General features: G+C 70.1%; 22 protein-coding genes. 20 read left to right on the top strand and 2 right to left on the bottom strand.

Annotated elements, in window-relative coordinates; genetic code table 11:
- Positions 1–3 precede the first annotated feature (3 nt).
- Together ENE75_RS04020 and ENE75_RS04025 are read right to left on the bottom strand one after the other, a co-directional pair.
- Positions 4–1,401, bottom strand: coding sequence for a TAXI family TRAP transporter solute-binding subunit (locus ENE75_RS04020; RefSeq protein ID WP_128195832.1), 1,398 nt, complete (start codon positions 1,399–1,401; stop codon positions 4–6).
- Between the two features lie 59 nt (positions 1,402–1,460).
- Positions 1,461–2,168: a GntR family transcriptional regulator gene (locus ENE75_RS04025; protein ID WP_128195834.1), complete on the bottom strand. Its 708-nt coding sequence runs from the start codon at positions 2,166–2,168 to the stop codon at positions 1,461–1,463.
- Positions 2,169–2,231: 63 nt separating this feature from the next.
- Between ENE75_RS04025 and scpA the strand changes: the two genes are divergently transcribed.
- The 20 genes from scpA (at position 2,232) to ENE75_RS04125 (ending at position 24,641) form a co-directional block, all read left to right on the top strand.
- On the top strand, positions 2,232–4,385 hold the full coding sequence (scpA, locus tag ENE75_RS04030; protein ID WP_128195836.1) for a methylmalonyl-CoA mutase: 2,154 nt from the start codon (positions 2,232–2,234) through the stop codon (positions 4,383–4,385).
- 10 nt (positions 4,386–4,395) lie between these two features.
- A complete protein-coding gene (meaB, locus tag ENE75_RS04035; protein ID WP_375138462.1) occupies positions 4,396–5,400 on the top strand; it encodes a methylmalonyl Co-A mutase-associated GTPase MeaB in 1,005 nt (334 codons plus the stop codon).
- Entirely contained in the window at positions 5,400–6,932 is a 1,533-nt protein-coding gene (locus ENE75_RS04040) for an acyl-CoA carboxylase subunit beta (RefSeq protein ID WP_128195838.1), read from the top strand. The genes meaB and ENE75_RS04040 overlap by 1 nt, the downstream gene beginning before the upstream one ends.
- 11 nt (positions 6,933–6,943) lie before the next feature.
- Complete coding sequence (locus tag ENE75_RS04045; RefSeq protein ID WP_128195840.1) at positions 6,944–8,974, top strand: acetyl-CoA carboxylase biotin carboxylase subunit; 2,031 nt, start codon at positions 6,944–6,946, stop codon at positions 8,972–8,974.
- Complete coding sequence (locus tag ENE75_RS04050; RefSeq protein WP_128195842.1) at positions 8,971–9,444, top strand: VOC family protein; 474 nt, start codon at positions 8,971–8,973, stop codon at positions 9,442–9,444. The genes ENE75_RS04045 and ENE75_RS04050 overlap by 4 nt, the downstream gene beginning before the upstream one ends.
- A gap of 178 nt (positions 9,445–9,622) precedes the next feature.
- The gene (locus ENE75_RS04055) at positions 9,623–10,285 is read left to right on the top strand and encodes a tellurite resistance TerB family protein (RefSeq protein WP_128195844.1); all 663 of its coding nucleotides are present in this window, start codon (positions 9,623–9,625) and stop codon (positions 10,283–10,285) included.
- A gap of 49 nt (positions 10,286–10,334) precedes the next feature.
- Positions 10,335–11,759, top strand: coding sequence for a 3-isopropylmalate dehydratase large subunit (gene leuC / locus ENE75_RS04060; RefSeq protein ID WP_128195846.1), 1,425 nt, complete (start codon positions 10,335–10,337; stop codon positions 11,757–11,759).
- Positions 11,760–11,773: 14 nt separating this feature from the next.
- Entirely contained in the window at positions 11,774–11,905 is a 132-nt protein-coding gene (locus ENE75_RS04065) for an entericidin A/B family lipoprotein (RefSeq protein WP_128195848.1), read from the top strand.
- Positions 11,905–12,555 (top strand): 3-isopropylmalate dehydratase small subunit, encoded by a 651-nt coding sequence (gene leuD / locus ENE75_RS04070; RefSeq protein WP_128195850.1) that lies wholly within the window; start codon positions 11,905–11,907, stop codon positions 12,553–12,555. Before ENE75_RS04065 ends, leuD begins: the two co-directional genes overlap by 1 nt.
- Positions 12,552–13,643 carry a 3-isopropylmalate dehydrogenase gene (leuB, locus tag ENE75_RS04075; protein ID WP_128195853.1) on the top strand — a complete coding sequence of 364 codons (1,092 nt, stop codon included), beginning with the start codon at positions 12,552–12,554 and terminating at the stop codon, positions 13,641–13,643. Before leuD ends, leuB begins: the two co-directional genes overlap by 4 nt.
- Before the next feature lie 92 nt (positions 13,644–13,735).
- Positions 13,736–14,860 (top strand): aspartate-semialdehyde dehydrogenase, encoded by a 1,125-nt coding sequence (gene asd, locus ENE75_RS04080; RefSeq protein WP_128195855.1) that lies wholly within the window; start codon positions 13,736–13,738, stop codon positions 14,858–14,860.
- Positions 14,861–15,093: 233 nt separating this feature from the next.
- Positions 15,094–17,595 carry a motility hub landmark protein FimV gene (locus tag ENE75_RS04085; protein WP_233258907.1) on the top strand — a complete coding sequence of 834 codons (2,502 nt, stop codon included), beginning with the start codon at positions 15,094–15,096 and terminating at the stop codon, positions 17,593–17,595.
- Positions 17,579–18,391 (top strand): tRNA pseudouridine(38-40) synthase TruA, encoded by an 813-nt coding sequence (gene truA / locus ENE75_RS04090; RefSeq protein WP_128195857.1) that lies wholly within the window; start codon positions 17,579–17,581, stop codon positions 18,389–18,391. The genes ENE75_RS04085 and truA overlap by 17 nt, the downstream gene beginning before the upstream one ends.
- The gene (locus ENE75_RS04095) at positions 18,388–19,047 is read left to right on the top strand and encodes a phosphoribosylanthranilate isomerase (RefSeq protein WP_128195859.1); all 660 of its coding nucleotides are present in this window, start codon (positions 18,388–18,390) and stop codon (positions 19,045–19,047) included. The genes truA and ENE75_RS04095 overlap by 4 nt, the downstream gene beginning before the upstream one ends.
- A 12-nt stretch (positions 19,048–19,059) precedes the next feature.
- On the top strand, positions 19,060–20,298 hold the full coding sequence (trpB, locus tag ENE75_RS04100) for a tryptophan synthase subunit beta (RefSeq protein WP_128195862.1): 1,239 nt from the start codon (positions 19,060–19,062) through the stop codon (positions 20,296–20,298).
- A complete protein-coding gene (trpA, locus tag ENE75_RS04105) occupies positions 20,295–21,095 on the top strand; it encodes a tryptophan synthase subunit alpha (protein WP_128195864.1) in 801 nt (266 codons plus the stop codon). The genes trpB and trpA overlap by 4 nt, the downstream gene beginning before the upstream one ends.
- Positions 21,096–21,108: 13 nt before the next feature.
- A complete protein-coding gene (gene accD, locus ENE75_RS04110) occupies positions 21,109–21,981 on the top strand; it encodes an acetyl-CoA carboxylase, carboxyltransferase subunit beta (RefSeq protein WP_128195866.1) in 873 nt (290 codons plus the stop codon).
- A gap of 62 nt (positions 21,982–22,043) precedes the next feature.
- Positions 22,044–23,444 carry a bifunctional tetrahydrofolate synthase/dihydrofolate synthase gene (gene folC / locus ENE75_RS04115; protein WP_128195868.1) on the top strand — a complete coding sequence of 467 codons (1,401 nt, stop codon included), beginning with the start codon at positions 22,044–22,046 and terminating at the stop codon, positions 23,442–23,444.
- On the top strand, positions 23,389–24,144 hold the full coding sequence (locus ENE75_RS04120; protein WP_128195870.1) for an SPOR domain-containing protein: 756 nt from the start codon (positions 23,389–23,391) through the stop codon (positions 24,142–24,144). Before folC ends, ENE75_RS04120 begins: the two co-directional genes overlap by 56 nt.
- A complete protein-coding gene (locus tag ENE75_RS04125; protein WP_128195872.1) occupies positions 24,144–24,641 on the top strand; it encodes a CvpA family protein in 498 nt (165 codons plus the stop codon). The genes ENE75_RS04120 and ENE75_RS04125 overlap by 1 nt, the downstream gene beginning before the upstream one ends.
- The last annotated feature ends 7 nt before the right edge of the window (positions 24,642–24,648 follow it).

The raw sequence follows: 24,648 nt of genomic DNA on the forward strand, positions 1-24,648 counted from the left end.
CGGCTAGCCGCCGCCTTCGCGGGCGGACAAGTGCGCTGGTTTGCGCGCTGATTCGCGCCCCTGCAGCCGCTTGCGCACCAGGTTGATGTGCGCGCGCAGCTGGTAGAGCTCGTGCGTGAAGGCCAGCGGCAGGCCGATGTGTTCGACCTGGCGGTCGGTGCGCTCCAGCCTGTCGCGTAGCGCTGGCAGGTCGGCATCCGGTGCGTCGAGCGCGGTCTCGATCGCGCGCAGATGGGCGTACCACCGGAACACGCGCGAGCGCAGGCGCAGGCTGACCAGCGGCGGCAGCACGCGCGACAGCGGCACCATCGCCGCCAGCAGCGGCAGCAGCACGAACCACATGCGGTCGATGAAGTTGGCCAGCCAGAACGGCAGGTAGCGCTGCAGCCAGGGCTTGCCGTCGCGGTAGAAGCGCTCGGCCTCGGGCGACAGCGGCAGGCCGTCGGTGGCCGGGCTGGGCAGCTCGCCGGCGGACTGGAACCAGCCCGGCTCCCCATGCACCTGGCGTGCGGCCTGCACCAGCAGCTGCACCAGGGCCGGGTGCAGGTCGGCCCGTGCCACCAGCGACGCGCTGGCGGCCACCAGCGGCACGTCCTGGGGCGGCCGGTCGCCGGCCAGGTCGACCAGGCCGCGGGGCAGGGTCACGGCGCGCAGGAAGGGCAGGCGCCGCGCGTAGGCCTCGGCCTGCGGGAAGGGCAGCAGCGCCACCTCAGGCGTCTGCAGCAGGTACTGCACCAGCGGCGCATCCGGGGCGGCCACCATCACCAGCGCGTCGATGCTGCCCTGCACCAGGGCCACCACGCCCTGCACGCTGGGGCTGCTGTCCAGCGTCATGGCATCGGTGGTCAGGCCATTGGCCGCGGCCAGCTGCACGAACAACGGCCCGCCACCACCGCCCGCCGGCCCGGTGTTGATGCGCCAGCCGGCCAGGTCGGTCAGCCGCTGTGGAGGCGGTGCCGGGCGGCCTTTCGGCCCAGTGCGCTCGCGCCGGTAGAAGATCCAGATCGGTTCATAGGCCACCCGGCCGAGCGAGACCAGGTCAGCGCCCGAGGCCGCGGCCGGGTTATCGCCGCCGCTCTGCACGAAGGCCGCCTGCACGCCGGAGGCGGGGTCGCGCAGCAGCGCCAGGTTCTCGGCCGAGCCCTGGGTGGCGCGCAGTTCCACCTGCAGGCGCTCGGTGCGAAGGTAGGGCAGGTAGCGTTCGGCCAGTTCGGCGTAGGCGCCCTGCGCCGGGCCGGTGGCGATGACGATGTGGCGGTCCGGCGTCGGGTCCAGCCAGCGCCACGCGCCCCAGAGCATCGCAACCAGGGCGAGCAGGCACAGGGCCACGACCAGCGGTCCGGCAGCCAGCAGGCGGACCATCCAGCGTGGGCTGGATTCGATGCCATCCGGGCGGTTCATGCGCGTCACGATAGCCGAGGACCGCAGCGGCGCGCCGTGTCAGGCGCCGGCGCGCCGTGTCAGGCCGCGGCTTCGAGCCCGCCGCGGAAGTGGGCCTGCATCAGCGCGGCCGCACGATCGGGATCGCGGTCCTCGATGGCCTGCATCAGGGCGCGGTGCTCGGCCAGGGACTCGGCCAGCCGGCCCTGCTTGAACAGCGAGTGGTGGCGGTTGAGCTTCATCACCTTGCGCAGGTCGAGCACCACCTGCTGCGCCCAGCGGTTGCCCGCCATCTGCAGCAGGGCCAGGTGAAAGGCCTCGTTGGTGGCGAAGAAGGCGTCGCGCTGGCGCACCTGGCGTTCCAGCCGGTCGTGCAGTGCGCGCAGTTCGGCCCGTTGTGTGTCGCTGGCATGGGCGGCCACGGCCGCTGCGGCGTCGCTTTCCAGCAGGCCCAGCAGGTGGTAGACCTGGGCCACGTCGTCGCGCGACATCTCGGCGACGAAGGCACCCCGGCGCACCTTCATCGTGACCAGGCCCTCGACCGCCAGCACCTTCAGGGCCTCGCGCAGCGGCGTGCGGCTGATGCCGTACTCGGCCGCGAGCTTCATCTCGTCGATCCAGCTGCCGGGTTCGAGCCGGCGGCTGAAGATCTGCTCGCGCAGGCGGTCTGCCACGTCCAGGTACAGGGCGCGGCGTGACAGCGATTCAGCGGCGGGGGCAGTGTCGACGGCAGCCAAGGCAGGGCTCGTTGTCAGGTTCACGTGGTTTTCTAATTCATAATTATGCATAATCGAGCGCCGCCGGCAACCCGCCGCAGACGCTGTCCACGCGCAACACCTGTCGAGTCCCCCATGAGCGCTTCCTCCGACTTCAAGACCGCCACCCTCCAGCAATGGACCGAGGCCGCCGCCAAGTCCGCACCCGGCGGCGACCCGGCGGCGCTGAACTGGACCACGCCCGAAGGCCTGGTGGTCAAGCCGCTGTACACGGCCGAGGATCTGCAGGGCCTGCCGCTGACCAACACGCTGCCCGGCTTCGAGCCCTTCATCCGCGGCCCGCAGGCCACGATGTACGCCGGCCGGCCGTGGACGATCCGCCAGTACGCCGGCTTCTCCACCGCCGAGGAAAGCAACGCCTTCTACCGCCAGGCGCTGGCCGCGGGCGGGCAGGGCGTGAGCGTGGCCTTCGACCTGGCCACGCACCGCGGCTACGACAGCGACCACCCGCGCGTGACCGGTGACGTCGGCAAGGCCGGCGTCGCCATCGACAGCGTGGAGGACATGAAGATCCTGTTCGACGGCATTCCGTTGGACAAGGTCAGCGTGAGCATGACGATGAACGGCGCCGTGCTGCCGGTGCTGGCCGGCTACGTGGTGGCGGCCGAAGAGCAGGGGGTGCAGCAGGACCAGCTGAGCGGGACCATCCAGAACGACATCCTCAAGGAGTTCATGGTCCGCAACACCTACATCTACCCGCCGGAACCGTCGATGCGCATCATCGGCGACATCATCGCGTACACGGCGCAGCACATGCCGCGCTTTAATTCCATCAGCATCTCCGGCTACCACATGCAAGAGGCGGGCGCGAACCAGGCGCTGGAGCTGGCTTTCACCCTGGCCGATGGCAAGGAGTACGTGAAGACGGCCACCGCGCGCGGGCTGGACGTGGACGACTTTGCCGGCCGCCTGAGCTTCTTCTGGGCGATCGGGATGAACTTCTATCTCGAGATCGCCAAGATGCGCGCCGCGCGCCTGCTGTGGACGCGCATCATGAAGGGCTTCGGCGCCAAGAAGGCCAAGAGCCTGATGCTGCGCACGCACTGCCAGACCAGCGGCTGGAGCCTGACCGAACAGGACCCGTACAACAACATCGTGCGCACCACGATCGAGGCCATGGCCGCGGTCTTCGGCGGCACGCAGAGCCTGCACACCAACAGCTTCGACGAGGCCATCGCGCTGCCCAGCGCCTTCAGCAGCCGCATCGCGCGCAACACGCAGCTGATCATCCAGGAGGAGACGCACATCACCAGCGTCGTCGACCCCTGGGCCGGCAGCTACATGATGGAGAAGCTCACCCAGGAGATGGCCGACAAGGCGCAGGCCATCCTCGACGAGGTGGAGGCCATGGGCGGCATGACGCGTGCCGTGGAGAGCGGCTGGGCCAAGCTGAAGATCGAGGCCAGTGCGGCGGAGAAGCAGGCGCGCATCGACAGCGGCGCCGACGTGATCGTCGGCGTCAACAAGTACAAGCTCCAGCAGCAGGATGCGGTGGAGATCCTGGAGGTGGACAACGTCAAGGTGCGCGAGGCCCAGATCGCACGCCTGGAGAAGATCAAGGCCACGCGGGATACCGCCAAGGTGCAGGCCGCGCTGGCGGCGCTGACCGAGGCCGCGAAGTCCGGCCAGGGGAACCTGCTGGCCCTGAGCATCGAGGCCATCCGCGCCCGCGCCACCGTGGGCGAGGTGAGCGACGCGCTCGAGGCCGTCTACGGGCGCCACCGCGCCGACATCCAGAAGGTGACCGGTGTGTACGCAGCCGCCTACGACAGTGCCGAGGGCTGGGAACAGCTCAAGTCGGAGATCGCCGCCTTCGGCGAGCAGCAGGGCCGCCGCCCGCGCGTGATGATCGCCAAGCTGGGCCAGGACGGCCACGACCGCGGCGCCAAGGTGGTGGCCACGGCCTTTGCCGACCTGGGCTTCGACGTCGACATGGGGCCGCTGTTCCAGACGCCGGAGGAATGCGCCCGCCAGGCCATCGAGAACGACGTGCACGCGGTGGGCGTCAGCACGCTGGCGGCCGGCCACAAGACCCTGGTGCCGGCCATCATTGCCGAACTGAAGAAGCAGGGTGCCGACGACATCGTGGTCTTCGTCGGCGGCGTGATCCCGCAGCAGGACTACGACTTCCTCTACGCTGCCGGCGTGAAGGGCATCTACGGCCCGGGCACGCCGATCCCGGCGAGTGCGAAGGACGTGCTCGAGCAGATCAAGAAGGCCCTGGCCTGAAGGTCTCCCGGTGACGCTGGCCGAACCCGCCGACGAGGCGCTGCGCGCTGCCGTGCTGGGCCCGCCCGGCCCGGCGCATCGGCGTGCCGTGGCCAAGACCATCACGCTGCTGGAAAGCACGCGGGCGGACCACCGCGCGCGTGCCGACGACCTGCTCAATGCGCTGCTGCCGCACGCCGGCCGCGCCGTGCGCGTGGGCATCAGCGGCGTGCCCGGCGTGGGCAAGAGCACCTTCATCGAGGCGCTGGGCCTGCACCTCACCGGCCTGGGCCACCGCGTGGCGGTGCTGGCCGTGGACCCGAGCTCCAGCGTCAGCGGCGGCAGCATCCTGGGCGACAAGACGCGCATGGAGCGCCTCTCGGTGGACCCGCAGGCCTACATCCGCCCCAGCCCCAGCAGCGGCACGCTGGGCGGCGTGGCCGAGAAGACGCGCGAGGCCATGCTGGTCTGCGAGGCGGCGGGATACGACGTGGTGATCGTCGAGACCGTGGGCGTGGGCCAGAGCGAGACCGCCGTGGCCGGCATGACCGATTGTTTCGTGCTGATGCAACTGCCCAATGCCGGCGACGACCTGCAGGCGATCAAGAAGGGCGTGATGGAGCTCGCCGACCTGGTGGTCATCAACAAGGCCGACCTTGACGAGGACGCCGCCACCCGTGCCCGCGCCCAGATCACCAGCGCTCTGCGCCTGCTGGGCACGCACGCGCACGTGGCGGCGCAGGTGATGCAGCTGAGCGCACGCGACGGCACCGGTGTGGCCGACTTCTGGGCCGCCGTGACCCGCTTCCGCGACGCCCAGCAGGCCAGCGGCCGGCTGGCCGCACGCCGCCACGAGCAGGACCGCGCGTGGATGTGGGAACGCATCGAGGCCGGCCTGCGCGAACGATTCCGCCAACACCCGGCGGTGCGCCAGGCGCTGCCGGGCCTGACCCTCGAAGTGCGCGACGGCACGCTGGCCGCGTCCGTGGCCGCGCGCCGCCTGCTCGACCTGATGGATTCCAAGGAGCCCAACTGATGCACGACATCATTGAACAACTCGAACGCAAGCGTGCCGCCGCGCGCCTGGGCGGCGGGCAGAAGCGCATCGACGCCCAGCACGCCAAGGGCAAGCTCACCGCGCGCGAACGCCTGGAACTGCTGCTGGACGAAGGCACCTTCGAAGAGTGGGACATGTTCGTCGAGCACCGCTGTGCGGACTTCGGCATGGCCGAGCAGAAGATCCCGGGCGACGGCGTCGTCACCGGCTACGGCATGATCAACGGCCGGCTGGTGTTCGTCTTCAGCCAGGACTTCACCGTCTTCGGCGGCGCGCTGTCCGAGGCGCATGCCGAGAAGATCTGCAAGGTGATGGACCAGGCGATGAAGGTCGGCGCGCCGGTCATCGGCCTGAACGATTCCGGCGGCGCGCGCATCCAGGAAGGCGTGGCGTCCCTGGGCGGCTATGCCGAGGTCTTCCAGCGCAACGTGATGGCCTCCGGCGTGGTGCCGCAGATCAGCCTGATCATGGGCCCGTGCGCCGGTGGCGCCGTGTACTCGCCGGCGATGACCGACTTCATCTTCATGGTGAAGGACAGCAGCTACATGTTCGTCACCGGCCCCGAGGTGGTGAAGACGGTGACGCACGAGAGCGTGACGGCCGAGGAACTGGGCGGCGCGGCCACGCACACTGGCCGTAGCGGCGTGGCCGACCTGGCCTTCGAGAACGACGTCGAGGCCATCCTGATGCTGCGGCGCTTCTTCAACTACCTGCCGCTGAACAACCGCGAGAAGGCGCCGCTGCGCCCCAGCGCCGACCCGGCCGAGCGCCTGGACATGAGCCTGGACACGCTGGTGCCCGACAACCCGAACAAGCCCTACGACATCAAGGAGCTGATCACGAAGACGGTCGACGACGGTGACTTCTTCGAGCTGCAGCCCGACTACGCGCAGAACATCGTCATCGGCTTCGGCCGCATGGAAGGCGCGCCGGTGGGCATCGTGGCCAACAACCCCATGGTGCTGGCCGGCTGCCTGGACATCAAGAGCAGCATCAAGGCGGCGCGCTTCGTGCGCTTCTGCGACGCCTTCAACATCCCGGTGGTCACGTTCGTGGACGTGCCCGGTTTCATGCCCGGCACCAGCCAGGAGTACGGCGGCATCATCAAGCACGGCGCCAAGCTGCTGTACGCCTACGCCGAGTGCACGGTGCCCAAGGTCACGGTGATCACCCGCAAGGCCTACGGCGGCGCCTACGACGTGATGGCGTCCAAGCACCTGCGCGGCGACGTCAACTTCGCCTGGCCCAACGCCGAAATCGCGGTGATGGGTGCCAAGGGCGCGGTGGAGATCATCTTCCGCCAGGACAAGGACGACCCGGCCAAGCTGGCGGCGCGCGAGGCGGAATACAAGGCCCGCTTCGCCAACCCCTTCGTGGCCGGCGCGCGCGGCTACATCGACGACGTGATCCAGCCGCACGAGACGCGCAAGCGCATCTGCCGCAGCCTGGCGATGCTGAAGGACAAGAAGCTCGAGAACCCGTGGCGCAAGCACGGGAACATCCCGCTGTGAGGGGCGACGCCATGTTCAAGAAGATCCTGATTGCGAACCGCGGCGAAATCGCCTGCCGCGTGATCACCACCGCGAAGAAGATGGGCATCGCCACCGTGGCGGTGTACTCCGAGGCCGACCGTGACGCGCGCCACGTGGAGCTGGCCGACGAAGCGGTCTTCATCGGCGCCGCGCCCAGCCGCGAGAGCTACCTGGTGGCCGACAAGATCATCGCCGCCTGCAAGGCCACGGGCGCGGAAGGCGTGCACCCGGGCTACGGCTTCCTGTCGGAGAACGAGGGCTTCGCCAAGCGGCTGGAGGAGGAGGGCATCGTCTTCATCGGCCCGAAGCACTACAGCATCGCGGCCATGGGCGACAAGATCGCCTCCAAGAAGCTGGCCGACGAGGCCAAGGTCAACACCATCCCGGGCTGGAACGAACCGATCGCCAGCGCCGATGACGCCGTGAAGATCGCGCAGGGCATCGGCTACCCGGTGATGATCAAGGCCAGCGCCGGCGGCGGCGGCAAGGGCCTGCGCGTGGCCTACGACGACAGGCAGGCGCACGAGGGCTTCGACGCCTGCCGAAACGAGGCGCGCAACAGCTTCGGCGACGACCGCGTGTTCATCGAGAAGTTCGTCGAGAGCCCGCGCCACATCGAGATCCAGGTGCTGGGCGATGCACACGGCAACGTGGTCTACCTGCACGAGCGCGAGTGCAGCATCCAGCGCCGGCACCAGAAGGTGATCGAGGAGGCACCGTCGCCCTTCATCAGCGACGCCACGCGCCGGGCGATGGGCGAACAGGCGGTGGCCCTGGCCAAGGCCGTGAAGTACCAGAGCGCCGGCACCGTTGAGTTCGTGGTCGGCAAGGACCAGAGCTTCTACTTCCTGGAGATGAACACCCGGCTGCAGGTGGAGCACCCGGTGACGGAGTGCATCACCGGCATCGACCTGGTGGAGCAGATGATCCGCGTGGCCGCCGGCGAGAAGCTGCCTTTCACGCAGGCGCAGATCCGCCGCGAGGGCTGGGCCATCGAGTGCCGCATCAATGCGGAAGACCCGTTCCGCAACTTCCTGCCGTCCACCGGACGCTTGGTGCGCTATGCGCCGCCGCCCACCACCATGCACGCGGCAGAAAAGCAGCCGGCCGGTGGCGGCGTGCGCGTGGACACTGGCGTCTACGAAGGCGGCGAGATCCCGATGTTCTACGACTCGATGATCGCCAAGCTCATCGTGCACGGCACCGACCGCCACGATGCCATCGCGAAGATGCGGGAGGCGCTCAACGGCTTCGTGATCCGCGGCGTCTCCAGCAACATCCCGTTCCAGGCCGCGCTGCTGGCGCACCCGAAGTTCGTCTCGGGCGACTTCAACACCGGCTTCATCGCCGAGCACTACGCGCACGGCTTCCGCGCCGAGGACGTGCCGCACGACGACCCGGACTTCCTGGTCGCGCTGGCCGGTGCGGCCTATCGCCGCTACCGCGAGCGCGCCGCCGGCATCCAGGGCCAGCTGGCTGGGCACGGGGTGAAGATCGGCGAGGCGTTCACGGCCGTGGTCAAGGGCCAGGGCGGCGCGCATGCCTTCCACGAGGTGATGCTGCGGCCCGACGGGCGCGCGGTGCATGTCGAGCTCGGCGGCAGGACCTACCAGATCGAGAGCGACTGGCGCTTCAACGGCATCCGCGCCACCGGTCGCTGCAATGGCCACCCGTTCACGGCCCAGGTGGAACGCCACGGCCTGTGGACCGTGGTGCAGCACAACGGCCGCCGCATCGAGGCCATGGTGATGAGCGCCCGCGCCGCCGAACTGCTGCGGGTGATGCCGTTCAAGGCGCCGCCGGACCTGAGCAAGTTCCTGCTCTCGCCGATGCCGGGCCTGCTGGTGCAGCTGGCCGTGCAGCCCGGGCAGGCGGTGCAGGCGGGCGAGAAGCTGGCCGTCATCGAGGCGATGAAGATGGAGAACATCCTCACGGCACAGCAGGACGGCGTGGTCAAGGAAGTGCTGGCCCAGCCCGGCGCAAGCCTGACCGTGGACCAACCCATCGTGGCCTTCGAATGAGCACGCCGAACCCCAAGCCCTTCCGCATCCTCGGCATCCAGCAGATCGCCATCGGCGGGCCCGACAAGCAGCGGCTGAAGTCGCTGTGGGTGGACGTGCTGGGCCTGCAGGTGAAGTCCACTTTCGTCAGCGAACGCGAGAACGTCGACGAGGACATCTGCGCGCTGGGCCACGGCCCGCACGCGGTGGAGGTGGACCTGATGCAGCCGCTGGACCCCGAGAAGAAGCCCGCGGTCCATGCCACGCCGCTGAACCACGTGGGCCTGTGGGTGGACGACCTGCCGAAGGCCGTCGAATGGATGACGGCGCATGGCGTGCGCTTCGCCCCTGGAGGCATCCGCCCGGGCGCGGCGGGCCACGACATCTGCTTCATCCACCCGAAGGCCAGCGATGACTTTCCGATCGGCGGAGAGGGCGTGCTGATCGAGCTGGTGCAGGCGCCGCCGGAGGTGGTCGCCGCGCTGGGTTGAAGCCCGCGCGTCGTGGTGCTGCATCGGCGCGTGCGGTCGCCTCGCCGGCCGATCGGCGATCAGTTCAAGGCCAGGCGACCAGCCTGTTCACCGGATTGAACTGGCGCGTCGGTTCCTGATCGAAGCGGTGGCCCGGCCGCTACAGTGCCGGGCACCACCCTCCCCAGGAGCCCTTTCGATGAGCATGCAGTCCCTGCTGGACCAGATCCTCCGCTCGGCCAACGCCGGCCCGGGCAAGACCGACCTCGGCAAGTACGCCACCGGCGCCGTCGCCGGCGGTGCGCTGGCGCTGCTGCTGGGCAGCAAGCGCGGGCGCGGCCTGGGCGGCAAGGCGCTGAAGTACGGCAGCGCGGCGGCGCTGGGCGTGATGGCGTGGAACGTGTACCGCGACTGGCAGGCCAAGCAGGGCGGCGCGGCGGCCGCGGCGCCGGCCACCACTGCGGCGTCCGGCGCACCGGCGGCTTTTGCGCAGCTCCCAGCCCCAGCCCAGGAAGACCACAGCTGGACCATGCTGCAGGCGATGATCGCCGCGGCACGGGCCGACGGCCACATGGACGAGCGCGAGCGCGGCCTCGTCGAGGCCGAGCTGCACCGGCTGGAGGCCGACCCGGCACTGCGGGCGCGGGTGGATGCCGAACTGCGCCGCCCGGTGGACCCGGCCGAGGTGGCCGCAAGGGCCGAGACACCCGAGAAGGCGGCCGAGATCTACCTGGCCAGCGTGATCGTCTGCGACAGCACCAGCACGATGGAGCGTGCCTACCTGGACGCTCTGGCCACGGCGCTGCGCCTGCCGCCGGACCTCAAGGCCGAGCTGGAGCGGCGCGCGGCGGCCGAAAGCTGAAGTCCAGGCCGGTCTGCGCGACAATCATGGGCTCGAGAGGCCCCGACCTATGCCCGGACGCACCCTGTACGACAAGCTCTGGGACGACCATGTCGTCCACACCGAGGAGGACGGCACGGCCGTGCTCTACATCGACCGCCACCTCGTGCACGAGGTGACCAGCCCGCAGGCCTTCGAGGGCCTGCGGCTGGCCGGGCGCAAGGTCTGGCGCACGAGTTCCATCGTCGCCACTGCCGACCACAACACGCCCACCACCGGCTGGGAGCGCGGCTACGACGGCATCGCCGACCCGATCAGCAAGCAGCAGATCGTCACGCTCGACGCCAACATCCAGGCCTTCGGCGCGGCGGCGTATTTCCCGTTCCTGGACAAGCGCCAGGGCATCGTGCACGTCATCGGTCCGGAGAGCGGCGCCACGCTGCCGGGCATGACCGTGGTCTGCGGGGACAGCCACACCAGCACCCATGGCGCCTTCGGTGCGCTGGCGCACGGCATCGGCACCAGCGAGGTAGAGCACGTGCTGGCCACGCAGACGCTGCTGGCCAAGAAGGCGAAGAACATGCTGGTCCGGGTGGACGGCAAGCTCGCCCCCGGCTGCTCGGCCAAGGACATCGTGCTGGCCATCATCGGCCGCATCGGCACCGCCGGCGGCACCGGCTACACCATCGAGTTCGGCGGCAGTGCCATCCGCGCGCTGAGCATGGAAGGGCGCATGACGGTGTGCAACATGGCCATCGAGGCCGGCGCGCGTGCCGGCCTGGTGGCGGTGGACGACACCACGCTGGCCTACGTGAAGGGCCGCGAGTTCGCGCCGCAGGGCGCCGAATGGGACCAGGCCGTGGCCCACTGGCGCACGCTGCACTCCGACCCCGACGCGGTGTTCGATGCCGTGGTCGAACTGGACGCCGCACAGATCCTCCCGCAGGTCACCTGGGGCACCAGCCCCGAGATGGTGCTGTCCATCGACGACCGCGTGCCCGACCCCGACAAGGAGAAGGATGCCGTCAAGCGCGGTGCCATCGAGCGCGCGCTGACCTACATGGGCCTGGACCCGAACAAGGCCATCGCCGACATCCGCATCGACAAGGTCTTCATCGGTTCCTGCACCAACAGCCGCATCGAGGATCTGCGCGAGGCCGCGGCCGTCGTGCGCAAGGTCGGCGGCAAGGTGGCCGGCAACGTGAAGCTGGCCATGGTGGTGCCGGGTTCGGGCCGCGTGAAGGCGCAGGCCGAGCGCGAGGGCCTGCACGAGGTGTTCAAAGCTGCGGGCTTCCAGTGGCGCGAGCCGGGCTGCAGCATGTGCCTGGCCATGAATGCCGACCGGCTGGAGCCTGGCGAACGCTGCGCCAGCACCAGCAACCGCAATTTCGAAGGCCGCCAGGGCGCTGGCGGCCGCACCCACCTCGTCAGCCCGGCGATGGCCGCGGCGGCCGCGCTGGCGGGGCACTTCGTCGACGTGCGTCGCATCGCCTGAAAGGAGTCGCCATCATGATCAAGACCGTTCTCGCCACCCTGGCTGCGCTGTTCGTCCTGGCCGGCTGCAACACCATCGAAGGCATGGGCAAGGACATCGGCAAGGCCGGCGACAAAATCGAAGAAGCCGCGAAGAAGAGCAAGTGATGGAACCCTTCGTCGTGCACCAGGGGCTCGTGGCCCCGATGGACCGGGAGAACGTCGACACCGACGCCATCATCCCGAAGCAGTTCCTGAAGTCGATCGCGCGCACCGGCTTCGGGCCGAACCTGTTCGACGAGTGGCGCTACCTGGACAAGGGCGAACCCGGCCAGGACCCGGCCGCACGCAAAACCAACCCGGACTTCGTGCTCAACCAGCCGCGCTTCCAGGGCGCGTCGGTGCTGCTGGCTCGCCGCAACTTCGGCTGCGGCTCCAGCCGCGAGCACGCGCCCTGGGCGCTGCAGCAGTACGGCTTCCGGGTCCTGGTCGCGCCGAGCTTCGCCGACATCTTCTTCAACAACTGCTTCAAGAACGGCCTGCTGCCCATCGTGCTGCCGGAATCGCAGGTGGCGGCGCTCTTCGATGCCGTCGCCGCCTTCCCCGGCTACGCACTGACGGTGGACCTGCCGCGCCAGGTCATCGTCAAGCCCGACCGGCAGGAACTGCCGTTCGAGGTGCAGCCCTTCCGCAAGTACTGCCTGGTCAACGGCTTCGACGACATCGGCCTGACGATGCGCCACGCCGAGAAGATCCGCGCCTTCGAGGCCGAGCGGCTGGCGCGCATGCCCTGGCTGGCGCACAAGGAAATCGCATGAAGATCGCTGTTCTGCCCGGTGACGGCATCGGCACCGAGATCGTCGCCGAGGCGGTCAAGGTCCTGAACGCGCTGGACCTGTCGTTCGAGATGGAGACCGCGCTGGTGGGCGGCGCGGCCTACGACGCGCACGGCCACCCGCTGCCGGACGCCACGCTGGCCCTGGCCAAGGCAGCCGACGCCGTGCTGTTCGGCGCCGTGGGCGACTGGAAGTACGACAGGCTCGAGCGCCAGTTCCGCCCGGAGCAGGCCATCCTGGGCCTGCGCAAACACCTGGGCCTGTTCGCCAACTTCCGCCCGGCCATCTGCTACGAACAACTGACGCACGCCTCCAGCCTGAAGCCGGAACTGGTGGCGGGCCTGGACATCCTGATCATCCGCGAGCTGACCGGCGACATCTACTTCGGCCAACCGCGCGGCCGTCGCACGGCCGTCGACGGGCACTTCCCCGGTGCCGAAGAGGCCTTCGACACGATGCGCTACAGCAGGCCGGAGATCGAGCGCATCGCCCACGTGGCCTTCCAGGCGGCGCGCAGGCGCAACGGCAAGGTCACGTCGGTGGACAAGGCCAACGTGCTGGAAACCTTCCAGTTCTGGAAGGACGTGGTCACCGAGGTGCACGCCCAGTACCCGGATGTGAAGCTGGACCACATGTACGTGGACAACGCGGCGATGCAGCTGGTCAAGGCACCCAAGGCCTTCGACGTGGTCGTCACCGGCAACATGTTCGGCGACATCCTGTCCGACGAAGCCGCGATGCTGACGGGCTCCATCGGCATGCTGCCGTCGGCGTCGTTGGACGCGCACAACAAGGGCCTGTACGAACCCAGCCACGGCAGCGCGCCGGACATCGCGGGGCAGGGCGTGGCCAACCCGCTGGCTACAATCCTGAGCGCTGCCATGATGCTCCGCTACTCCCTCCAGCAACCCGAAGCCGCCGACCGCATCGAGCGGGCGGTGCAGGCCGTGCTGTCGGCCGGCCTGCGCACGGGCGACATCTGGAGCGAGGGCACGCGCAAGGTCGGCACGCGCGAGATGGGTGATGCGGTCGTGGCCGCCATCACCGGCAAAACCATTACCAAGACCTAGCGTCTCGGATCGTCTCGCCCATCCCTCCTGGACCCCGGCGAACGAGCCGGGGAACAGCAGGGGTCCGGATTCATCGGAAAGGCAAGACTGAGATGGCACTCACAGGATTGGTCGGCTGGCGCGGCATGGTCGGCTCCGTGCTGATGGACCGCATGCAGGCCGAGGGCGACTTCGACCTCATCGAACCGCTGTTCTTCAGCACCAGCAACGCCGGCGGCAAGGCGCCGGCGATGGCGAAGAACGAGACCACGCTGCAGGACGCGCACGACATCGAGGCGCTCAAGCGCTGCGACATCATCGTCACCTGCCAGGGCGGCGACTACACCAGCGCGGTCTTCCCGAAGCTGCGTGCCGCGGGCTGGAACGGCCACTGGATCGACGCCGCCAGCACGCTGCGCATGGCCGACGACGCGGTCATCATCCTCGACCCGGTGAACCTGCCGGTGATCCAGGACGCGCTCAGGCGCGGCGGCCGCAACTGGATCGGCGGCAACTGCACCGTCAGCTGCATGCTGATGGGCGTGGGCGCGCTCTACAAGGCCGGGCTCGTCGAGTGGATGAGCACGATGACCTACCAGGCCGCCAGCGGCGGCGGCGCCCAGCACATGCGCGAGCTGCTGACGCAGTACGGCACGCTGAACGCCGAGGTGCGCGCGTTGCTCGACGACCCGAAGAGCGCCATTCTGGAGATCGACCGCCAGGTCATCGCCAGGCAGCGCGGCCTGTCGGCCGACGAGACCGCCAACTTCGGCGTGCCGCTGGGCGGCTCGCTGATCCCCTGGATCGACAAGGACCTGGGCAACGGCATGTCCAAGGAAGAGTGGAAGGGCATGGCCGAGACCAACAAGATCCTCGGCACCACGCTCGGCGGCGGCACGGCCATCCCGGTGGACGGCTTCTGCGTGCGCGTGGGCGCCATGCGCTGCCACAGCCAGGCGCTGACCTTCAAGCTGAAGCGGGACGTGCCGGTGGCCGACCTCGAGGCCATGATCGCGGCCGACAACCCCTGGGCCAAGGTCGTGCCGAACACCCGCGAGGCCACGCTGGCGCAGCTGACGCCCGTGGCCGTGACGGGCACCATGGACATCCCGGTGGGTCGCATCCGCAAGCTGGCCATGGGGCCGGAATACGTGGGCGCCTTCACCATCGGCGATCAACTGCTCTGGGGCGCCGCCGAGCCACTGCGGCGCATGCTGCGCATCCTGGTCGAAAGCTGAGGCCGTTGGGCAACCCCGTCCGGGCGTTGCCCTGCGGCAACAACGGTGCCCGAAGCGCGGAAACAAAGCATTTCCGCCCCGATCATCAAGCCTTGGGTGAGCTTGTAAGCCTATATGCTTGATGTTATTGTGATTTCACCCACGCCCACGCGTCGCGTTCAGTGGGTGAAGACGTCGAGGGACGACTTCGCGGCCCGGGCCTGGCGCCTGGCCGCTGTGCACTGGGAGACGCCTTGAAACACCGCAGCAACATCACGGGTCGTCATGCATGGACCGGCGTGGCCGTGGCCGCCGCCTGCCTGCTGGCCGGCCCCGCCTGGTCCCTGGGCCTGGGGCGCCTGAGCGTCCAGTCCGCGCTCGGTGAATCCCTGCGCGCGGAGATCGCCGTCACCAGCATCACGCCGGAGGAGGCTTCCACGCTGCAGCTTCGCGTGGCCAGCCCCGACGTCTACCGCACTGCGGGCATCGACTACAACGCCGTGCTCGCCTCGGCCCAGGTGGCGCTCGAACAACGCCCCGACGGTCGCAGCGTGCTGCGCCTGAGCAGCAACCGCGCCGTCACCGAACCCTTCCTCGATGTGATCCTGGAGGCCAACTGGGCCTCCGGCCGCCTCGTGCGCGCCTACACGCTGCTGCTCGACCCGCCGGTGGTCGCGCGCGCGCCGGCCCCGGCCGCCACGCCGCCGGTGGTGTCGTCTCCGCCCGCCGCTGCCCCAGCGCCTCGGGCCACCACCTCGCCGGTGCCGATGCCGCCCCCGGCGCCCGCACCTGCTCCCACCCGCGCGCCGGCGGTGGCCGCCGCGCCGGTGCCTGCGCCGGCGCCCGCCCGCGCCGCCACCCCTGACAGCGTGCGCGTGCGCAGCGGCGACACCCTCAGCGGCATCGCCGAGCGCGTGCGGCCGGAATCCGTTTCGCTCGACCAGATGCTGGTGTCGCTGTACCGCGCCAACCCGCAGGCGTTCATGGGCGAGAACATGAATCGGCTGAAGGCCGGTGCGGTGCTCAACGTGCCTTCGGCCGCGGACGTGTCGGCCATCGAGTCGGCCGAAGCGCGCCGCATCATCGTCGCCCAGAGCACCGACTTCGATGCCTACCGCCAGCGACTGGCGGGCAACGTGGCGCCCGCGCCGGCCGCCGAGGCGCCGTCGCGCCAGGCCACCGGCACCGTGCAGACGCAGGTCGACGATCGCCGCCCGACGGCGCCAGCGCCCGACCAGCTGAAGCTCTCGCAGGGCTCGGTGCAGGCGTCCGCGCCGGAAGCCACCGTGTCGCGGGAGACGTCCCAACGCGACGCTGCGGCGCGCGTGGCTGAACTCGCACGCAACGTCGAGGAACTCAAGCGTCTGCAGAGCGAGGCGGCGACGCCAGCGGCTGCCCCGGCACCTGCGCCGGCCCCGGCCCCGGCTGCCACGCCGGCGCCTGCGGCAGCACCGGCCGAGCCGCCACCGCCCGTGGCGGCGCCGGCACCTGCCGCGTCGCGCCCGGCCGTGGCCGCCCCTCGCCCGGCACCGATGCCGGAACCGGCGCCGAGCTTCCTGGACGAACTGCTGGCCAACCCGCTGCTGCTGCCCGGTGCCGGCGTGCTGGTGGTGCTGCTGCTGGGCTTCGGCCTCTACAAGATGCGCGGCCGTGGCCGCAAGCCGGGTGGCGAGACCTCGTTCCTCGAGAGCCGCCTGCAGCCCGACTCCTTCTTCGGTGCCAGCGGTGGCCAGCGCATCGACACCCGCGAGGCCCCGTCGAGCACCAGTTCGTCGTCGATGAGCTATTCGCTGAGCCAGCTCGACGCGATCGGCGACGTCGACCCGGTGGCGGAAGCGGACGTCTACCTGGCCTATGGCCGCGACCTGCAGGCCGAGGAGATCCTCAAGGAGGCCATGCGGGCCACGCCGGAGCGCCAGGCCATCCGCCTGAAGCTGCTGGAGGTCTACGCCAAGCGGCGTGACGCCAAGGGCTTCGAACTGCTCGCCACCCAGGTCTTCACGATGACCAAGGGCGAGGGCGAGGACTGGGAGAAGGCGCAGGAACTCGGCCGCTCGATCGACCCCGAGAACCCGCTGTACCAGCCCGGTGGCCAGCCCGACGCGCTGATGATGAGCGGCGGCGAGATCGTCGAGCCGCTGGCGGCCACGACGATGCCGCATTCGCAGAAGCCGGCGTCGTCGCTGCCGCCGGATGTGGCCAACCTGTCCACCGACCTCGACTTGGATCTGGATGTCGACCTCGACGCGCCCACCGAGCCGGGCCAGGACGATCTGTTGTCGCCGGCCGAGATGACCGCGCCGCTGCGCACCGATGTGGACTTGCCCGACGAGGCCACGGCACGCCTGGACGTGCCTGCGGCCGACGACGGCAACGCGCTCGACTTCGAGCTGCCGGTGCCGGAGCTGCCGGCGGCCGAGCCGCCAGCGCCGGCACCGGCCTCCACCGGCACCACCGATTTCGGTGCGCTGGACTTCGAGCTCGACACGCCCACCGAGCGCCAGGACCGCACGGCCGGCCAGGCCGAGGAGAAGTTCCCCGACTTCGAGCCGTCCGGCTCGCCGGACGACATCCCGCCCGTGTCCGAGTACGGTGCGCTGGCCGACGATCCGCTGGCACGCAAGCTGGAGCTGGCGGAGGAGTTCCGCCAGATCGGTGACATGGAAGGTGCGCGCGACCTGCTCGAGGAAGTCATCGCCAAGGCCGACGGCGCGCTGAAGGCCAAGGCGCAGGGCATGCTTGACCGCCTCAGCTGAGGCCGAGGATGCCGGGCGCCTGGCGCTCGGCATCAGCTACCGCGGCACGGCCTACCACGGCTGGCAGAGCCAGCCGGACGGCTGCACGGTGCAGGACCACCTGGAACGGGCGCTGGGCGCCTTCGCCACCGTGCCCGTGTCCACCGTCTGCGCTGGCCGCACCGACACCGGCGTGCACGGCCTGAACCAGGTCGTTCACCTGGACGCGCCGGTGGCGCGCGACCCGTTCTCCTGGGTGCGCGGCACCAACCGCTTCCTGCCGCCGGACATCGCCGTCGAGTGGTGCCACCCCGTCGCCGCAGACTTCCACGCGCGAAACCACGCGCGTGGCCGGCGCTATCGTTACCTTCTGCGCGAGGCGCCCACGCGGCCGTCGCTCGAGGCCGGGCTGGTGGGCTGGACCTTCCGACCGCTGGACGTCGACGCGATGCGGGCCGCCGCGGTCCACCTGATCGGCGAGCACGACTTCACCTCGTTCCGCGCGGCCGCCTGCCAGGCCGCCACCCCGGTGAAGACGCTGCGCCGGCTCGACGTGCGGCGTCAGGGCAGCCTGTGGGTGTTCGAGTTCGAGGCCAGTGCCTTCCTGCACCACATGGTGCGCAACATCCTGGGTTGCCTGGTGTTCGTGGGCAGCGGGCGACGGCCACCCGCCTGGATGGCGGAGGTGCTGGCCGCACGCCGCCGCGAGGTGGCCGCGCCCACCTTCCCCGCCGACGGGCTGTACTTCGTCGGCCCGGTCTACGATGCGGCCCTCGGGCTGCCCCAGCACACGGCGGCCATGGACTGGCTGCCTTGACCCCACCCTCACTCCCGCACCGCACGCGCATCAAGATCTGCGGCCTCACCCGCGAGGCCGATGTCGACGCGGCCGTGGCCGCCGGCGCCGACGCGATCGGTTTCGTGCTGTACCCGAAGAGCCCGCGTGCCATCACGGCGGAACGTGCAGGTGCACTGGCCCGCCGCCTGCCACCCTTCGTGCAGCCAGTGCTGCTGTTCGTCAACGCCACACCTGACGAGATCGCCGCCGGGGTCGACGCCGTGCCGGCTGCGCTGCTGCAGTTCCATGGCGACGAACCCCCGGCCGCGTGCGTGGCGCCGGGCCGGCCCTGGCTGCGCGCCGTGCGCATGGCGCCGGGGGTCGATTTGCTAGACTTCGCCCAGCGTTACTCCGGCGCCTCGGCCCTGCTGCTCGACGCCCACGTCGAGGGCTACGGGGGAGGCGGAAAGGTCTTCGATTGGTCGCTCATTCCCGCCGGCGTGCCCTGTCCGGTCGTTTTGTCTGGTGGGTTGAGTCCTGCCAGTGTGACCGATGGCATCGTTCGCGTCCGGCCCTGGGCCGTTGACGTGAGTTCCGGCGTGGAGATCGGCAAGGGCATCAAGGATGCCGCGCTGATGCGCCGGTTCTGCGAGGCGGTGCGCGACACCGACCGCCGCCTCGCTGCCGAAGCCTGAAAGAGTCCCCTCATGTTCGAATACCAGCAGCCGGATGCCCGCGGGCATTTCGGCCCCTACGGCGGCACCTTCGTTGCCGAGACCCTGATCCACGCGCTCGACGAACTGAAGGCGCAGTGGGACATCGCCCGCGACGACCCGGAGTTCCAGGCCGAGTTCCGGCGTGAACTCAAGCACTTCGTCGGCCGGCCCAGCCCGGTCTACCACGCGGCGCGCCTGAGCCGTGAAGTCGGCGGCGCGCAGATCTACCTCAAGCGCGAAGACCTCAACCACACCGGCGCACACAAGGTCAACAACACCATCGGCCAGGCGCTGCTGGCGCGCCGCATGGGCAAGCCGCGGGTGATCGCCGAGACAGGCGCCGGCCAGCACGGCGTGGCCACTGCCACCGTCTGTGCGCGCTACGGCATGGAGTGCGTCGTCTACATGGGCGCCGAGGACGTCAAGCGCCAGAGCCCCAACGTCTACCGCATGCACCTGCTGGGCGCCAAGGTGGTGCCGGTGGAGAGCGGCAGCCGGACGCTGAAGGACGCGCTCAACGAGGCGCTGCGCGACTGGGTCACCAACGTCGAGAACACCTTCTACATCATCGGCACCGTGGCCGGCCCGCACCCCTACCCGGTGATGGTGCGCGACTTCCAGAGCGTGATCGGGCAGGAATGCCTGTGGCAGATGCCCGAACTCATCGGCCGCCAGCCCGACGCCGTGATCGCCTGCGTGGGCGGCGGCAGCAACGCGATGGGCATCTTCCACCCCTACATCCCGCACCAAGGTACGCGATTGATCGGCGTCGAGGCGGCCGGGCAGGGCCTGGACACCGGCAAGCACGCGGCCAGCCTGTCGGCCGGCACACCCGGCGTGCTGCACGGCAACCGCACCTACCTGCTGCAGGACGCGGGTGGCCAGATCACGGAGACGCACAGCATCTCCGCCGGCCTGGACTACCCGGGCGTCGGCCCGGAGCACGCCTTCCTGAAGGACATCGGCCGCGCCGAGTACGTGGGCATCACCGACGACGAGGCGCTGGCGGCCTTCCACCGCCTGTGCCGTACCGAAGGCATCATCCCGGCGCTGGAGAGCAGCCACGCCGTGGCCTACGCGATGAAGCTGGCGGCCACGATGCGGCCGGACCAGCACCTGCTGGTGAACCTGTCGGGTCGGGGTGACAAGGACATCGGCACCGTGGCCGACCTGTCCGGCGCGGACTTCTACTGCCGGCCGTCGTGCCGGGGTCAGGCGGTGAAGCAATGAGCCGTATCAAGACCCGCCTGGATGCCCTTCAGGCCGCCGGCAGGAAGGCCCTGATTCCCTATGTGACCGCCGGTGACCCGTATGCCGACGCCACGCCGGAGATCATGCATGCGCTGGCCGACGGCGGCGCCGACGTGATCGAACTCGGCGTGCCCTTCAGCGACCCGATGGCCGACGGCCCGGTGATCCAGAAGGCCAGCGAGCGCGCCCTGGCCCGCGGCATCAGCCTGGAGAAGGTGCTGGCCATGGTGCGCGCCTTCCGCCAGGACGATCACACCACCCCGGTGGTGCTGATGGGCTACGCCAACCCGGTGGAGCGCTACGGCGTCGACCGTTTCGTGGCCGACGCCCAGGCTGCCGGCGTCGACGGCGTGCTGATCGTGGACTATCCGCCAGAGGAGTGCGAGGCCTTCGCCGCTGCGCTCAAGGGCGCGGGGCTGGATCCGATCTTCCTGCTCGCGCCCACGTCCACCGAGACCCGCATGGCCCAGGTCGGCCGCATCGCCAGCGGCTATGTGTACTATGTGTCGCTGAAAGGCGTGACCGGTGCCGGCCACCTGGACACCGAGGCGGTGGCCGCGATGCTGCCGCGCATCCGCGCCCACGTGCCACTGCCGCTGGGCGTTGGCTTCGGCATCCGCGATGCCGCCACCGCGCAGGCGGTGGCGCGGGTGGCCGATGCGGTGGTGATCGGGTCGCGCCTGGTGCAGATCCTGGAAGCCCAGCCGCGCAACCGCGTGGCGGGCGAAGCCAAGGCGTTCATGGCGGAGATCCGTGCCGCCCTGGATGCCCCGTGAAGGAGAGACGACGATGAGCTGGCTCGAAAAACTGCTGCCTCCGAAGATCCAGCCCACGGATCCCACCGAGCGCCGCACGGTGCCCGAGGGCCTGTGGATCAAGTGTCCGGCCTGCGAGACGGTGCTCTACAAGACCGACCTCGAGGGCAACCTTAACGTCTGCCCGAAGTGCAGCCACCACCACCGTATCGGTGCGCGAGCCCGGCTGGAAGCCTTCCTCGACGGTGAAGGCCGCTGGGAGATCGGCCAGGAGGTGCTGCCGGTCGACGCGCTGAAGTTCAAGGACAGCAAGAAGTACCCCGAGCGGCTGAAGGCGGCGCTGGAATCCACCGGCGAGACCGATGCGCTGGTGGTCATGGGCGGCGCGGTGATGAGCGTGCCGGTCGTGGCCGCCTGTTTCGAGTTCGACTTCATGGGCGGCTCGATGGGCTCAGTGGTCGGTGAACGCTTCGTGCGCGGCGTCGAGGCGGCGGTGGAGCACAAGGTGCCTTTCGTCAGCTTCGCGGCCACCGGCGGCGCGCGCATGCAGGAGGGCCTGCTGAGCCTGCTGCAGATGGCCAAGACCAATGCCGCGCTGACCCGGCTGGCCAAGGCGAAACTGCCCTACGTGAGCGTGCTCACCGACCCGACCATGGGTGGCGTCTCCGCCAGCTTCGCCTTCATGGGCGACATCGTCATCGCCGAGCCGCGCGCGCTGATCGGCTTCGCCGGCCCGCGGGTGATCGAGAACACCGTGCGCGAGAAGCTGCCCGAAGGCTTCCAGCGTGCGGAGTTCCTGCTGACCAAGGGCGCACTGGACATGATCGTCGACCGCCGCCAGCAGCGGCAGGTGATCGCCCGTTCGCTGGCCATGCTGCAGCGGCAGAGCGCCGACGCCGTGGCCTGACCGCCTTCCGAACCCGAAAGAACCGGGCCCGCGTGGCCCGGTTCCTGTTTCCGCTGTTTCCCATGAGCACGCCACAGACCCTGGCCGACTGGCTCGCCCACTGCGAGCGCCTGCACCCGAAGACCATCGACATGGGCCTGGCCCGCGTCGCCGCCGTGCGCGACCGCCTGGGCCTGCGCTTCGACGTGCCGGTGATCACCGTGGCCGGCACCAACGGCAAGGGCTCCACCTGCGCGATGATCGAGTCCATCGCGCGCCAGGCCGGCTACCGCACCGGCCTGTACATCAAGCCGCACCTGGTGCACTTCGAGGAGCGTTGCCGGATCCATGGCGAACCGGTGGCCGCCGAGGCGCTGGTGCCGCACTTCGCTGCGGTGGAGGCGGCGCGCGGCGACACAACACTGACCTACTTCGAGTTCACCACGCTGGCCATCGCCCGCTGCCTGAGCCGGGCGGACCTGGACCTCGTGATCCTGGAGGTGGGCCTGGGCGGCCGGCTCGACGCCGTCAACGCCTTCGATGCCGACGCGGTGGTGATCACCTCGGTGGACATCGACCACGTGGAATACTTGGGGCCGGACCGCGAGGCCATCGGCCGCGAGAAGGCGCACGTGATGCGGCCCGGCCGACCGGCCATCGTGGCCGACCCCGTGCCGCCGGCCAGCGTGCTGGCCCACGGCGAACAGATCGGTGCCGACCTCTGGCTCGTCGGCCGCGACTTCCTGCACGACGGCGACCGCCAGCAGTGGCGCTGGGCCAGCCAGCATGGCGGCAGCAGCCGGCGCTACCACGGCCTGGCCTACCCGGCGCTGCGCGGCGCGAACCAGTTGCTCAACGCCGCTGGCGCCATTGCGGTGCTGGAGTCGCTGCGCGACCGGCTGCCGGTGACGGCCCAGGCGGTGCGCACCGGGCTGGCGCTGGTCGAGCTGCCGGGCCGCTTCCAGATCGTGCCCGGCCAGCCCACGCTGGTGCTGGACGTGGCGCACAACGCGCAGTCGGTGGGCGCGCTGGTGAGCAACCTCGATGCCATGGGCTTCTACCCGCGCACGCATGCCGTCTTCGGCGCCATGCAGGACAAGGACCTGGCAGCCATCGTGGCGCGCATGCAGCCGCTGGTGGACCACTGGCACGTGTGTGACCTGCCCCCGGCTCGGGCCGCCAAGGCCAGCGACCTTGCCGCCTTGCTGGTGCCCCTGACCGCAGGTCGGGAAGGCGGTGTCAGCACCCATGCCGACCCGGCCGCGGCGCTGCGTGCGGCGGCAGCGGGGGCCGACCCGGCTGATAGAATCGTGGTCTTCGGTTCGTTCTACACCGTGGGGGGCGTGATCGAAGCCGGGCTGCCGCGATTCCCTGCCGCTTCTCTGGCCCCGGCTGCCGCCACCCCACCCGTCGCCCCCTCCGCCGCGCATGCCCTGGCCGACCCTGTTCCGCCGCAAGACGCCCACCGCGGCACCGAGTCCTGAGCCTTCGGCGGTGGGTGCACCGGCAGTGGTGGCGCAGGCCCGTACGCGGGCGCGGCGACGCCTGATCGGTGCCGTGGTGCTGCTGGGCATCGGCGTCATCGCCTTTCCGCTGCTGTTCGAGACCGAGCCGCGGCCGATTCCGGTGGACCTGCCCATCGTGATCCCGCCAAAGGATGGCGCGCCGCCGTTGGCCATGCCGGCACCGGCGTCCGCCCCGCCAGTGACCGCGGCGCCCATGCCGGCTCCGGCACCTGCACCAGCGCCGGTGGAAGAGGTCATCGAGGCACCGGCGCCGCGCACGGCGGAGGCGCCAACGCCGGCCGCGAAGGATCCCGTGCCGGCGCCGTCCGCGCGTCCGGAATCGCCCACCGCCAGGGCGGCAGAAAAGCCGACGCCGCCGCCAGCGGTCAAGCGAGACGACGGCCAGCGTGCCCAGGCTCTGCTGGAAGGCAAGGCGGCGGCACCCGCCACGGCGCGTTATGTGGTGCAGATCGGCGCGTTCGCGTCCGAGGCCACGGTGCGCGAGGTGCGTGGCAAGGCGCAGAAGGCCGGCGTGAGCACCTTCACGCAGGCCGTCACGGTGTCCAGCGGCCAGGTCACGCGCGTGCGCGTGGGGCCGTTCGCCACGCGTGCGGACGCCGATGCCGCGGCGGCCAGGCTGCGCAAGGCCGACCTGCCGGCCACCGTCGTCAAACTCTGATGGCCGAGATCGGCATCATCGACTGGGCCATGCTGGCCGTGCTGGCCGTGTCCGTGCTGCTCGGCCTGTGGCGCGGGCTGCTGCTGGAGGTGGCCATGCTGGTGGGCTGGGTGGTGGCCTACTTCGTGGCGCAATGGTTCGCCGCCGACCTGGCGCCGCACCTGCCGGTGGGCACGCCAGGCTCCGGCGCCAACCGCGCCGCGGCCTTCGCCGTCGTCTTCGTGCTCGCCCTCATCGTCTGGGGCCTGGGCGCCAAGCTCGTCCGCATGCTGGTGCATGCCACGCCGCTGTCCATCGTCGACCGCATCGGTGGCGCCGCCTTCGGTGTGCTGCGCGGCGGCGTCGTCCTGATCGCCGTGGCCACGCTGGTGGCGCTGACGCCGGCGGCGCAGTCGCCGCTGTGGCAGAGTTCCACCGGGGCACGCTGGACCACGGCCACCATCGCCTTCATCAAACCGCTGCTGCCGCACGACCTGCGGCAGTGGCTGCCGGAGTAGCACCCAT

Source organism: Rubrivivax albus, from assembly GCF_004016515.1.
Classification (GTDB): Bacteria; Pseudomonadota; Gammaproteobacteria; order Burkholderiales; family Burkholderiaceae_C; genus Rubrivivax; species Rubrivivax albus.

Bases quoted from the DNA above. Each gene is read 5' to 3' on its own strand.
- ENE75_RS04020 (WP_128195832.1), bottom strand. From the start codon at position 1,401: ATGAACCGCCCGGATGGCATCGAATCCAGCCCACGCTGGATGGTCCGC.
- ENE75_RS04025 (WP_128195834.1), bottom strand. From the start codon at position 2,168: ATGCATAATTATGAATTAGAAAACCACGTGAACCTGACAACGAGCCCT.
- scpA (WP_128195836.1), top strand. From the start codon at position 2,232: ATGAGCGCTTCCTCCGACTTCAAGACCGCCACCCTCCAGCAATGGACC.
- ENE75_RS04040 (WP_128195838.1), top strand. From the start codon at position 5,400: ATGCACGACATCATTGAACAACTCGAACGCAAGCGTGCCGCCGCGCGC.
- ENE75_RS04045 (WP_128195840.1), top strand. From the start codon at position 6,944: ATGTTCAAGAAGATCCTGATTGCGAACCGCGGCGAAATCGCCTGCCGC.
- ENE75_RS04050 (WP_128195842.1), top strand. From the start codon at position 8,971: ATGAGCACGCCGAACCCCAAGCCCTTCCGCATCCTCGGCATCCAGCAG.
- ENE75_RS04055 (WP_128195844.1), top strand. From the start codon at position 9,623: ATGAGCATGCAGTCCCTGCTGGACCAGATCCTCCGCTCGGCCAACGCC.
- leuC (WP_128195846.1), top strand. From the start codon at position 10,335: ATGCCCGGACGCACCCTGTACGACAAGCTCTGGGACGACCATGTCGTC.
- ENE75_RS04065 (WP_128195848.1), top strand. From the start codon at position 11,774: ATGATCAAGACCGTTCTCGCCACCCTGGCTGCGCTGTTCGTCCTGGCC.
- leuD (WP_128195850.1), top strand. From the start codon at position 11,905: ATGGAACCCTTCGTCGTGCACCAGGGGCTCGTGGCCCCGATGGACCGG.
- leuB (WP_128195853.1), top strand. From the start codon at position 12,552: ATGAAGATCGCTGTTCTGCCCGGTGACGGCATCGGCACCGAGATCGTC.
- asd (WP_128195855.1), top strand. From the start codon at position 13,736: ATGGCACTCACAGGATTGGTCGGCTGGCGCGGCATGGTCGGCTCCGTG.
- trpB (WP_128195862.1), top strand. From the start codon at position 19,060: ATGTTCGAATACCAGCAGCCGGATGCCCGCGGGCATTTCGGCCCCTAC.
- trpA (WP_128195864.1), top strand. From the start codon at position 20,295: ATGAGCCGTATCAAGACCCGCCTGGATGCCCTTCAGGCCGCCGGCAGG.
- accD (WP_128195866.1), top strand. From the start codon at position 21,109: ATGAGCTGGCTCGAAAAACTGCTGCCTCCGAAGATCCAGCCCACGGAT.
- folC (WP_128195868.1), top strand. From the start codon at position 22,044: ATGAGCACGCCACAGACCCTGGCCGACTGGCTCGCCCACTGCGAGCGC.
- ENE75_RS04120 (WP_128195870.1), top strand. From the start codon at position 23,389: ATGCCCTGGCCGACCCTGTTCCGCCGCAAGACGCCCACCGCGGCACCG.
- ENE75_RS04125 (WP_128195872.1), top strand. From the start codon at position 24,144: ATGGCCGAGATCGGCATCATCGACTGGGCCATGCTGGCCGTGCTGGCC.